Here is an 11,765-nt window from a genome sequence, read left to right on the forward strand (position 1 = left end):
CACCGTTTCCGGTGTCCCCCTCTGGCTGCTAGTCGCGGGCCGCGGTCAGATGCTCGGCGTGTTCCTGGAGGGAACGCACCCCCACATCCCCGTGGTTGAGGGCGTCGATGCCCTGGACGGCGGCGGCGAGCGCCTGGACCGTCGTCAGACAGGGCACCGAGCGTGCCACCGCCGCCGTACGGATGTCGTAGCCGTCGAGACGGCCGCCGGTGCCGTACGGAGTGTTGACGATGAGGTCGACCTGACCGTCGTGGATCAGCTGGACGATGGTCTTCTCGCCGTTCGGGCCCACGCCCTCGGACTGCTTGCGCACGACGGTGGCGGTGAGGCCGTTGCGCCTGAGGACCTCGGCGGTGCCGGAGGTGGCGAGCAGCTCGAAGCCGTGGGCGACCAGCTCGCGCGCCGGGAAGATCATCGAGCGCTTGTCGCGGTTGGCGACCGAGATGAACGCGCGGCCCTTGGTGGGCAGCGGGCCGTAGGCGGCCGCCTGCGACTTGGCGTAGGCCGTGCCGAAGACCGAGTCGATGCCCATGACCTCGCCGGTGGAGCGCATCTCCGGGCCCAGGATGGTGTCGACGCCGCGGCCCGAGGTGTCACGGAAGCGGCTCCACGGCATCACGGCCTCCTTGACGGAGATCGGCGCGTCCAGCGGCAGTTCACCGCCGTCACCGGTCGCCGGGAGCAGCCCCTCCGTGCGCAGCTCTGCGATGGTCGCGCCCAGGGAGATCCGGGCGGCGGCCTTCGCGAGCGGCACCGCGGTCGCCTTCGAGGTGAAGGGGACGGTGCGCGACGCGCGCGGGTTGGCCTCCAGGACGTAGAGGATGTCGCCGGCCATCGCGAACTGGATGTTGATCAGTCCGCGGACGCCCACCCCGCGCGCGATGGCCTCCGTGGAGGCCCGCAGGCGCTTGATGTCGAAGCCGCCGAGGGTGATCGGGGGCAGGGCGCACGCCGAGTCGCCGGAGTGGATGCCGGCCTCCTCGATGTGCTCCATGACGCCGCCGAGGTACAGCTCCTCGCCGTCGTAGAGCGCGTCGACGTCGATCTCGATGGCGTCGTCGAGGAAGCGGTCGACGAGGACCGGCCGGGTGGGGCTGATCTCGGTCGACTCGGCGATGTAGGAGGACAGCCGGGTCTCGTCGTAGACGATCTCCATGCCTCGCCCGCCGAGGACGTACGACGGCCGGACCAGGACCGGGTAGCCGATCTCGTCGGCGATGGCCTTGGCCCCGGCGAAGGTGGTGGCGGTGCCGTGCTTCGGGGCCGGCAAACCGGCCTCGGCGAGGACGCGTCCGAAGGCGCCCCGGTCCTCGGCCGCGTGGATGGCCTCGGGGGGCGTGCCGACGATCGGTACGCCGTTGTCCTTGAGGGCCTGTGCCAGGCCCAGCGGGGTCTGGCCGCCGAGCTGGACGATCACACCGGCGATCGGGCCGGCCTGCGCCTCCGCGTGGACGATCTCCAGCACGTCCTCGAGCGTCAGCGGCTCGAAGTACAGGCGGTCGGAGGTGTCGTAGTCGGTGGAGACGGTCTCCGGGTTGCAGTTGACCATCACCGTCTCGTACCCGGCGTCGGACAGCGCGAAGGAGGCGTGGACGCAGGAGTAGTCGAACTCGATGCCCTGGCCGATGCGGTTCGGGCCGGAGCCCAGGATGATGACGGCCGGCTTCTCGCGCGGCGCGACCTCGCTCTCCTCGTCGTAGGAGGAGTAGAAGTACGGCGTCCGCGCGGCGAACTCGGCGGCGCAGGTGTCGACCGTCTTGTAGACCGGGCGGATGCCCAGCGCGTGCCGGACCTCGCGGACGACGTCCTCGCGCAGGCCGCGGATCTCGGCGATCTGCTGGTCGGAGAAGCCGTGCCGCTTGGCCTCGGCGAGCAGGTCGACGTCGAGGCGGTCGGCGGCGGCCAGGCCGTCCGCGACCTCCTTGATCAGGAACAGCTGGTCGACGAACCAGGGGTCGATCTTCGTGTACTCGAAGATCTCCTCGGGGGTGGCGCCGGCGCGGATGGCCTGCATGACGGTGTTGATGCGGCCGTCGGTGGGGCGGACGGCCTCCGTCAGCAGCTGCTGCTTGTCGCCGGGCTCGCCGACGAAGGTGAACTGGCTGCCCTTCTTCTCCAGCGAGCGCAGCGCCTTCTGGAAGGCCTCGGTGAAGTTGCGGCCGATGGCCATGGCCTCGCCGACGGACTTCATGGTGGTCGTCAGCGTGGAGTCCGCGCTCGGGAACTTCTCGAAGGCGAAGCGCGGGGCCTTGACGACCACGTAGTCGAGCGTGGGCTCGAAGGAGGCCGGGGTCTCCCTGGTGATGTCGTTGGGGATCTCGTCGAGGGTGTAGCCGACGGCGAGCTTGGCCGCGATCTTGGCGATCGGGAAGCCGGTCGCCTTGGAGGCCAGCGCCGACGACCGCGACACGCGCGGGTTCATCTCGATGACGATGATCCGGCCGTCCTCGGGGTTCACCGCGAACTGGATGTTGCAGCCGCCGGTGTCGACGCCGACCTCGCGGATGATCGCGATGCCGATGTCGCGCAGCCGCTGGTACTCGCGGTCGGTCAGCGTCATCGCCGGCGCTACGGTGATGGAGTCACCGGTGTGGACGCCCATGGGGTCGAAGTTCTCGATGGAACAGACGACCACGACGTTGTCGTTCTTGTCGCGCATCAGCTCCAGCTCGTACTCCTTCCAGCCGAGGATGGACTCCTCCAGGAGCACCTCGGTGGTCGGGGAGAGCGTGAGCCCCTGACCGGCGATGCGCCGCAGCTCCTCCTCGTCGTGGGCGAAACCGGAGCCGGCGCCGCCCATGGTGAAGGAGGGGCGGACGACGACGGGGTATCCGCCGAGCGTCCCGACGCCCGCGATCACGTCGTCCATGGAGTGGCAGATCACGGACCGGGCGGACTCGCCGTGCCCGATCTTCTCGCGGACGGCCTCGACGACGCCCTTGAACAGGTCGCGGTCCTCGCCCTTGTTGATCGCCTCGACGTTGGCGCCGATCAGCTCGACGCCGTACTTCTCCAGCACCCCCTGCTCGTGCATGGAGATCGCGGTGTTGAGGGCCGTCTGGCCGCCGAGCGTCGGCAGCAGGACGTCGGGCCGCTCCTTGGCGATGATCTTCTCGACGAACTCGGGGGTGATCGGCTCGACGTAGGTGGCGTCGGCGATCTCCGGGTCGGTCATGATCGTCGCCGGGTTGGAGTTGACGAGGATCACGCGCAGGCCCTCGGCCCGCAGGACGCGGCACGCCTGGGTGCCGGAGTAGTCGAACTCGGCGGCCTGTCCGATGACGATCGGGCCGGAGCCGATGACCAGGACGGACTGGATATCGGTGCGCTTAGGCACGCTGGCCCTCCATCAGGACTGTGTTCATCAAAGAGGTGAAGCGGTCGAACAGGTAGGCGGCGTCGTGCGGGCCCGCTGCCGCTTCGGGGTGGTACTGGACGGAGAAGGCCGGCTGGTCGAGCAGCTGGAGCCCCTCGACGACGTTGTCGTTGAGGCAGACGTGCGAGACCTCGACGCGGCCGAACCTGGTCTCGCTGACCTTGTCGAGCGGCGCGTCCACGGCGAATCCGTGGTTGTGCGCGGTGACCTCGACCTTGCCGGTCGTACGGTCCTGGACGGGCTGGTTGATGCCGCGGTGGCCGTACTTCAGCTTGTAGGTGCCGAAGCCGAGGGCGCGGCCGAGGATCTGGTTGCCGAAGCAGATGCCGAACAGTGGTGTCCGGCGCTCCAGCACCTCGGTCATCAGGGCCACGGGTCCGTCGGCGGCGGCCGGGTCGCCGGGGCCGTTGGAGAAGAACACGCCGTCGGGGCTGACGGCGTAGACCTCTTCGGCGGTGGCCGTCGCGGGCAGTACGTGGACCTCGATGCCGCGCTCGGCCATGCGGTGCGGGGTCATGCCCTTGATGCCGAGGTCGATCGCGGCGACGGTGAACCGCTTCTCGCCGACGGCCGGGACGACGTACGCCTCCCGGGTGGCGACCTCCTCGTAGAGGCTCGCGCCCTTCATGTGCGGCTGGGCCTGCACGCGGGCGAGCAGCTCGGGATCGGCCGCGATCGCCTCGCCGGAGAAGACGCCGGCGCGCATGGAGCCGCGCTCGCGCAGATGGCGGGTGAGGGCGCGGGTGTCGATGCCGGAGATGCCGACCACGTTCTGGCGGACCAGTTCGTCGTCCAAGGAGCGCTGGGAACGCCAGTTGGACGGCACGCGCGCGGGGTCGCGCACGACGTAGCCGGAGACCCAGATGCGGCCCGACTCGTCGTCCTCGTCGTTCCAGCCGGTGTTGCCGATCTGCGGGGCGGTCGCCACGACGATCTGGTGGGCGTAGGAGGGGTCGGTCAGGGTCTCCTGGTAGCCGGTCATGCCGGTGGAGAACACCGCTTCGCCGAAGGTCTCCCCCACGGCCCCGTAGGCACGGCCGCGGAAGATCCGGCCGTCCTCCAGGACGAGTACGGCGGGAGCCGCCTTGTGCCTCTGCGAGGCGATCCCCTGGATGGAGGTCGTCATCGTGCGCCTTCCGTTTCCCTCTTGTTGATCATGGAGTTGATGGTGTCGACCCACTCGGTGTGCTCGGCCGCGTGGTCCGAACGGAACCCGGAGTCGATCAGCGTGCCGCCGTGTTCCCAGGTCACCAGGAGCAGTCCGCCCTCGGTGAGGACCTTGCCCGCGATGCCCTTGCCGAGGACCGCCTCGCGCAGCGCCCCGGCCGGGACGAAGAAGTCGCTCGCGCCGGGGCGTACGACGTCCAGGCCCGCGTCCGTCAGGGTGAGCTGGACCCGGCTGCGGGTGCCCAGGCCGTGCGCGACGATGCGGTCGAGCCACTGCCCGGCGGTGGTGGAGCCGTGGTAGCGGCCGCTCATACTCAGTCTCGCCGGGCCGAGGTCGTCCGGCGCGGTGGGCAGCTCCGGCAGGTCGCTCTGGAGCGTGCCGCGCCACTTCCAGCCCTCGCGCATCAGCCAGTAGACGAGCGCGACGAAGAGGCCGAGGCCGACGACCCAGCCGATGCGGGCGGCCCAGTCGGTCACTTCGGCCGATTCCTTCTGGGCCGCGAGCAGGATTACAGGTGTCACGTGAGCTTCCCGTCGACGAGCGTGGCCTTGCCCCGGAGCCAGGTGTGCGTCACACGGCCCGGCAGCTCGCGCCCCGCGTACGGGGTGTTCCGGCTGCGCGAGGCGAAGCCCGCGGGGTCCACCGACCCACGGTATGCCGTGTCGACCAGCGTGAGGTTGGCGGGCTCACCAGCCGAGACGGGGCGTCCGTGGCCCTCGGCCCGGCCGATGCGGGCGGGCGCGTGCGACATGCGGTCGGCGATCCCGGCCCAGTCCAGCAGGCCCGTCTCCACCATCGTCTCCTGGACCACCGACAGGGCGGTCTCCAGGCCGACCATGCCCATGGCCGCGGCGGCCCACTCGCAGTCCTTGTCCTCGTGCGGGTGCGGGGCGTGGTCGGTGGCGACGATGTCGATCGTGCCGTCGGCGAGCGCCTCGCGCAGGGCGTGCACGTCACGCTCGGTGCGCAGCGGCGGGTTCACCTTGTAGACCGGGTCGTAGGAACGCACCAGCTCGTCGGTGAGGAGGAGGTGGTGCGGGGTGACCTCGGCGGTGACGTCGATGCCGCGGGACTTGGCCCAGCGGACGATCTCGACGGACCCCGCGGTCGACAGGTGGCAGATGTGGACGCGGGAGCCGACGTGCTCGGCGAGCAGCACGTCCCGCGCGATGATCGACTCCTCGGCGACGGCCGGCCAGCCCCCGAGACCCAGCTCGGCGGAGACGATCCCCTCGTTCATCTGGGCGCCCTCCGTCAGCCGCGGCTCCTGCGCGTGCTGGGCGACGACCCCGCCGAAGGCCTTCACGTACTCCAGGGCCCGGCGCATCATCACGGCGTCGTCGACGCACTTGCCGTCGTCGGAGAAGACGGTGACCCCGGCGGCCGACTCGTGCATGGCGCCCAGCTCGGCGAGCTTCCTGCCCTCCAGGCCGACGGTGACGGCGCCGATGGGCTGCACATCGCAGTAGCCGTGCTCCCGGCCCAGCCGCCAGACCTGCTCGACGACGCCGGCGGTGTCCGCGACGGGAAAGGTGTTGGCCATGGCGAAGACGGCCGTGAAGCCGCCGCTCGCGGCCGCCCGGGTGCCGGTCAGGACGGTCTCGGAGTCCTCGCGGCCCGGCTCGCGCAGATGGGTGTGCAGGTCCACCAGGCCCGGCAGCAGCACCTTGCCGTCGGCCTCGACGACCTCGGCGCCCTCGGCGGACAGCCCGCTGCCGACGGCCTCGACGACCTCGCCGTCGATCAGGACGTCCTGGGGCTCGCCGCCGAGCACCCGCGCACCACGGATCAGGATCTTGCTCATGGTCGTTACTTCTCCTCGGTGGTACGGGCGTGGGCGACGGCGGGTTCGTTCCCGCCCAGGAGCAGGTAGAGGACGGCCATCCGGATCGACACTCCGTTGGCGACCTGTTCGACGACGGTGCAGCGGTCCGAGTCGGCGACCTCGGCGGTGATCTCCATGCCGCGGACCATCGGGCCGGGGTGCATCACGATGGCGTGTTCGGGCATCCGCGCCATCCGCTCCCCGTCGAGGCCGTAGCGCCGGGAGTACTCACGCTCGGTGGGGAAGAACGCGGCGTTCATCCGCTCGCGCTGGACGCGCAGCATCATCACGGCGTCGGACTTGGGCAGCGTGCTGTCGAGGTCGTAGGACACCTCGCAGGGCCAGGTCTCGACGCCGACCGGCACCAGGGTGGGCGGGGCGACGAGGGTGACCTGGGCACCGAGCGTGTGCAGCAGGTCGACGTTGGAACGGGCGACCCGGCTGTGCAGGACGTCGCCGACCAGGGTGATGCGCTTGCCCGACAGGTCCTGGCCGAGCCCCGCGTCCCGGCCGACGAGCCGGCGGCGCATGGTGAAGGCGTCCAGCAGGGCCTGGGTGGGGTGCTGGTGGGTGCCGTCACCGGCGTTGATGACGGCGGCGTCGATCCAGCCGGAGGTGGCGAGGCGGTACGGCGCTCCGGAGGCGCCGTGCCGGATGACGACCGCGTCGACGCCCATGGCCTCCAGGGTCTGGGCGGTGTCCTTCAGGGACTCGCCCTTGGACACGCTGGAGCCTTTGGCGGTGAAGTTGATGACGTCCGCGGACAGACGCTTCTCGGCCGCCTCGAAGGAGATCCGGGTCCGGGTGGAGTCCTCGAAGAACAGGTTGACGATCGTGCGGCCGCGCAGGGTCGGCAGCTTCTTGATGGGCCGGTCCGCCACCCGGGCCATCTCCTCGGCGGTGTCGAGAACATGGACGGCGTCGTCGCGGGTGAGGTCGGCGGCCGAGATGAGATGACGCTGCATCTGTCAGGCTCCGTAGGACAGGAGGGAGTTTTCGGGCATGCGGGCGCGTGGGGGCACGCACTCGGGGACGTACGGCGGAGTGCTAGTGCTGCGCGCCCGGCGCGGTCTGCCGGACACCGAGCAGCACGGTGTCGCGACCGTCCTCCTCGGCCAGCTGGACCTTGACCGTCTCCCGCAGCGACGTGGGGAGGTTCTTGCCGACGTAGTCGGCGCGGATGGGCAGTTCGCGGTGACCGCGGTCGACGAGGACCGCGAGCTGCACCGCGCGGGGGCGCCCGATGTCGTTCAGGGCGTCGAGGGCGGCGCGGATGGTGCGGCCGGAGAAGAGCACGTCGTCGACGAGGACGACCAGCTTGCCGTCGATCCCGTCACCGGGGATCTCCGTGCGGGCCAGCGCGCGCGGCGGATGCATGCGCAGGTCGTCGCGGTACATGGTGATGTCGAGGGAGCCGACCGGGATCTTGCGGTCGGTGATCTGCTCGAGCTTGGCGGCGAGCCGGCGGCCGAGGAAGACGCCCCGGGTCGGGATGCCGAGGAGCACCACGTCGTCGGCGCCCTTGGCGCGTTCGACGATCTCGTGGGCGATGCGGGTCAGCACCCGCGCGATGTCGGGGCCTTCGAGTACGGGCCGCGCGTCCTGCGTGCCGTGCGAGCCCTGTGGGTCCTGGCTGTCCTGCGGGTCCTGCATGTCGTGCATGTCCATATGAAACGGACCTCCTTCTCCGCCTCACGGGACGGACGTTAAAGGACGTCGGATTTGCGCCATCCACGGTAGCAGGCCGGGAGGACGCCCCCGTTCACCCTATTGGCTCAATCGGCCACGGATACCACGGAAGAGTCGGTGTGGACCATTCGGCTTGACGCAGAAGAATCACGCTGCGTAACCTCACAGTGAGTTACCAGCCGCGCGGCATGGAAACCCAACCCAGTCGCGTCGACCCAGTGCCGGGGAGCTATATGTCCAGCGAATACGCCAAACAGCTCGGGGCCAAGCTCCGGGCGATCCGCACCCAGCAGGGCCTTTCCCTCCACGGTGTCGAGGAGAAGTCCCAGGGACGCTGGAAGGCGGTCGTGGTCGGTTCGTACGAGCGCGGCGACCGCGCCGTGACCGTCCAGCGCCTTGCGGAGCTGGCTGATTTCTACGGGGTTCCCGTGCAGGAGCTGCTCCCGGGCACCACTCCGGGCGGGGCCGCCGAGCCGCCGCCGAAGCTGGTCCTGGACCTGGAGCGGCTGGCCCACGTGCCGGTCGAGAAGGCCGGTCCCCTCCAGCGGTACGCGGCCACGATCCAGTCGCAGCGCGGCGACTACAACGGCAAGGTGCTCTCGATCCGCCAGGACGACCTGCGCACCCTCGCCGTCATCTACGACCAGTCGCCCTCGGTCCTGACCGAGCAGCTGATCAGCTGGGGCGTGCTGGACGCGGACGCGCGTCGCGCGGTCTCCCACGAGGAGGGCTGAGCGCCTGGCGGCGCCTCAGCAGAAACGTACCGCCGGGGCGGCCGGACCGAGAGGTCCCGGCCGCCCCGGCGGCTTTCTGCGGGCCTCTCGGGGCCGTGGGCGCCCCAGAGGCGCGGAGGGCCGGGAAAATGCCTCAGGGCCCGTGGACAGCACGTCCACGGGCCCTGAGGCATCGGTGGTGCCTCTCACGCCTCCCGGCGCAGCGAGGGCTTCAGCTCCTTGAACCGGCCGAGCAGGCCGTTCACGAACGAGGGCGACTCGTCCGTGGAGAACTCCTTCGCCAGCTGCACCATCTCGTCGAGGACGACGGCGTCCGGGGTCTCGTCGACCCAGATCAGCTCGTACGCGCCGAGCCGCAGGATGTTGCGGTCGACCACCGGCATCCGGTCGAGCGTCCAGCCGACCGAGTACTGAGAGATCAGCTCGTCGATGCGCCGCTGGTGCTCGGCGTATCCCTCGACCAGCTGCATCGTGTACTCGCTCACCGGAGGCTGCCGGGTGTCGGCCCGGGAGAGCCGGATCCAGTCCGCGAGGACCGTCAGGACATCGGCGCCGCGCTGGTCGCCCTCGAAGAGGATCTGGAAGGCGCGCTTACGGGCCGTGTTGCGGGCAGCCACGGTTAGCTGTTCACCCGGCCGAGGTAGTCGCTCGTACGGGTGTCGACCTTGATCTTCTCACCGGTGGTGATGAAGAGCGGGACCTGGATCTGGTGACCGGTCTCCAGGGTCGCGGGCTTGGTGCCACCGGTGGAGCGGTCGCCCTGGAGGCCGGGCTCGGTCTCCTGGACGACGAGTTCGACGGCGGCCGGCAGATCGACGAAGAGCACTTCGCCCTCGTGCTGCGCGACGGTGGCCGTGAAGCCCTCGATCAGGAAGTTGGCGGCGTCGCCGACGGCCTTGCGGTCGACCATCAGCTGGTCGTAGGTCTCCATGTCCATGAAGACGAAGTACTCGCCGTCCATGTAGGAGAACTGCATGTCGCGCTTGTCGACAGTGGCCGTCTCGACCTTGACGCCGGCGTTGAAGGTCTTGTCGACCACCTTGCCGGACAGCACGTTCTTGAGCTTGGTGCGCACGAAGGCCGGGCCCTTGCCGGGCTTGACGTGCTGGAACTCGACGACGGACCAGAGCTGGCCGCCTTCGAGCTTGAGCACCAGGCCGTTCTTGAGGTCGTTCGTGGAAGCCACGGTTGCGGAATCTCCTGGACTGACGTGGACGACCACGGGGGCACGCACCTGCCTGTAGCTATAGTGCGAGCAGCTCCTTGGTCGTGATGGTGAGTAGCTCGGGTCCGCCGTCCGCCTCGGGGCGTACGACGAGCGTGTCATCGATCCGGACACCGCCCCGGCCCGGGAGGTGAACCCCCGGTTCGACGGTGACCGGCACGCAAGCGTCCAGTTTACCCATGGCCGCGGGACCCAGCTGCGGGTCCTCCTCGATTTCGAGTCCCACACCGTGCCCGGTCAGTACCGGAAGGCCCTCGGCGTACCCCGCGCAGTCCAGTGCCTGGCGTGCCGCACGGTCCACGTCCCGGTACGCGGCACCGGGCACCAGACTCTCGCGTCCGGCCCGCTGAGCGGCGAAGACGAGGTCGTACAGCTCGATCTGCCAGTCCGCGGGAGAGGTCCCGATGACGAACGTACGGCCGATCTCGCAGCGGTAGCCGCGGTATGTCGCACCGAGACAGACGGACAGGAAATCGCCCTCCTCCACCCGTCGGTCGGTGGGCCGGTGCCCACGCCGGCCCGAGTTCGGGCCCGTGCCGACGGAGGTGACGAAGGCGGGGCCGTCGGCACCGTGGTCGACGAGGCGGCGCTCCAGTTCCAGGGCGAGGTGGCGTTCGGTGCGGCCGACCAGGATGGACTCCAGCAGCTCCCCCAGGGCCTGGTCGGCGATCTCGGCGCCGATGCGCAGGCAGGAGATCTCCTCCTCGTCCTTGACGACCCTCAGCTGCTCGACGGCTCCGCCCAGGTCGGCCAGGCGCAGCCGGGGCGCGACCGACCGCAGGGCGCGATGACGGGCCACCGTGAGGTGGTGCTCCTCGACCGCGAGGGAGTCGCCGCCGCGGTCCGTGAGGAGGCCTGCGGCGGCCACGGCGGGGTCGCCTCCGGAGCGGGACAGGACCTGGACCTTCAGGGCCTCGTCGGGCCTGCCCTCGTGGGGCCGGTCGTCGGGCGGGCCTGTGCAGACGAGGAGGTCCTCGTCCGCGCCCAGCAGCAGGACGGCGCCTTGGGGCGCCGCACCCGCGAGGTATCTCACATTGGCGGGACGGGAGATCAGCGCGCTCGCGCTGCCGCCGGCGCTGCACCGTTCCCTCAGCCGTCTGCGGCGAACCGCGTACACCTCTGACATGAGTCGAGCCTAGGAGGAATGACCGGTTTGTGCTGGTTGGGCTGCGCCGAGCGGGGTGGCACGGGCGGGACGGGCCTCCCCGCCCGCCGACCGCGCTCCCTGATCACCAGCTCGGTGGGCTCGCTATCGCCCTCGCCAGCACGTCGTCCAGGATGCGTGCCGTGGTCGGCACGTCGAGCTGGGAGTTGTCGATGATCGGCAGGCCGGAGCCGTACCAGCCGGCCATGCGGCCGTGGATGCGGGCGACCTCCTCGTCGGCGAGGCGGCGATTGCCCGAGCGTTCCGCGTTGCGCTCCAGGACGACCTCCAGGCCGGGGAGCAGGACGACCGGGAGCAGGCCGGGCCCCACGTGCCGTTTCCAGCCACCGAGTCCGACGGCCGGGCGGTCGGGGAAGATCGCGTCGTCGAGGATGCACGAGATGCCGTTGGCCAGGAAGTTGCGTGCGGCGAAGCCGCAGGTGCGGCGGGCCAGGCGGTACTGCGCCTCGGAGTGGTCGTTCCAGCCGGACTGGGGGTCGGCGAAGCCGGAGCGCACCCATTCACGGACGTCGTCGAGGCTGATGTGGGCGGTGGGCACCCGGCGGTGGTCGGCCCAGAACTTGGCGACGCTGGTCTTCCCCGC

General features: G+C 70.2%; 11 protein-coding genes. 1 reads left to right on the plus strand and 10 read right to left on the minus strand.

Translation table 11 applies throughout. The features are described 5' to 3' along the window. Positions 1 to 28: 28 nt before the first annotated feature. The 6 genes from carB to pyrR form a co-directional block, all read right to left on the minus strand. Positions 29 to 3,337, minus strand: a complete 3,309-nt coding sequence (carB, locus tag P1P75_RS07455) for a carbamoyl-phosphate synthase large subunit (protein WP_319252748.1) — start codon at positions 3,335 to 3,337, stop codon at positions 29 to 31. Then, entirely contained in the window at positions 3,330 to 4,502 is a 1,173-nt protein-coding gene (gene carA / locus P1P75_RS07460; RefSeq protein ID WP_319252750.1) for a glutamine-hydrolyzing carbamoyl-phosphate synthase small subunit, read from the minus strand. Before carA ends, carB begins: the two co-directional genes overlap by 8 nt. Next, a complete protein-coding gene (locus P1P75_RS07465) occupies positions 4,499 to 5,065 on the minus strand; it encodes a hypothetical protein (protein ID WP_319252752.1) in 567 nt (188 codons plus the stop codon). The genes carA and P1P75_RS07465 overlap by 4 nt, the downstream gene beginning before the upstream one ends. Further along, positions 5,062 to 6,348 (minus strand): dihydroorotase, encoded by a 1,287-nt coding sequence (locus P1P75_RS07470; protein WP_319252754.1) that lies wholly within the window; start codon positions 6,346 to 6,348, stop codon positions 5,062 to 5,064. Before P1P75_RS07470 ends, P1P75_RS07465 begins: the two co-directional genes overlap by 4 nt. A 5-nt stretch (positions 6,349 to 6,353) precedes the next feature. Next, positions 6,354 to 7,334 (minus strand): aspartate carbamoyltransferase catalytic subunit, encoded by a 981-nt coding sequence (locus tag P1P75_RS07475; RefSeq protein WP_319252756.1) that lies wholly within the window; start codon positions 7,332 to 7,334, stop codon positions 6,354 to 6,356. A gap of 82 nt (positions 7,335 to 7,416) precedes the next feature. Beyond that, a complete protein-coding gene (gene pyrR / locus P1P75_RS07480; protein ID WP_319252770.1) occupies positions 7,417 to 8,022 on the minus strand; it encodes a bifunctional pyr operon transcriptional regulator/uracil phosphoribosyltransferase PyrR in 606 nt (201 codons plus the stop codon). A 269-nt stretch (positions 8,023 to 8,291) separates the two neighbouring features. Here pyrR and bldD point away from each other — a divergent pair, with 269 nt between their 5' ends. After that, positions 8,292 to 8,792, plus strand: coding sequence for a transcriptional regulator BldD (gene bldD / locus P1P75_RS07485; protein WP_020128858.1), 501 nt, complete (start codon positions 8,292 to 8,294; stop codon positions 8,790 to 8,792). 185 nt (positions 8,793 to 8,977) lie between these two features. Here bldD and nusB read toward each other — a convergent pair whose 3' ends face one another. The 4 genes from nusB to P1P75_RS07505 form a co-directional block, all read right to left on the minus strand. Then, complete coding sequence (gene nusB, locus P1P75_RS07490; protein WP_266454102.1) at positions 8,978 to 9,409, minus strand: transcription antitermination factor NusB; 432 nt, start codon at positions 9,407 to 9,409, stop codon at positions 8,978 to 8,980. Positions 9,410 to 9,411: 2 nt separating this feature from the next. Beyond that, complete coding sequence (gene efp, locus P1P75_RS07495; RefSeq protein WP_073493489.1) at positions 9,412 to 9,978, minus strand: elongation factor P; 567 nt, start codon at positions 9,976 to 9,978, stop codon at positions 9,412 to 9,414. A gap of 58 nt (positions 9,979 to 10,036) precedes the next feature. Further along, positions 10,037 to 11,143 (minus strand): aminopeptidase P family protein, encoded by a 1,107-nt coding sequence (locus P1P75_RS07500; RefSeq protein ID WP_319252758.1) that lies wholly within the window; start codon positions 11,141 to 11,143, stop codon positions 10,037 to 10,039. Between the two features lie 103 nt (positions 11,144 to 11,246). Next, positions 11,247 to 11,765, minus strand: a 519-nt coding sequence (locus P1P75_RS07505) for a hypothetical protein (RefSeq protein ID WP_319252761.1), incomplete at its 5' end; no start/stop codon positions are given.

The organism is Streptomyces sp. ID05-39B, assembly GCF_033794725.1.
GTDB lineage: Bacteria > Actinomycetota > Actinomycetes > Streptomycetales > Streptomycetaceae > Streptomyces > Streptomyces bobili.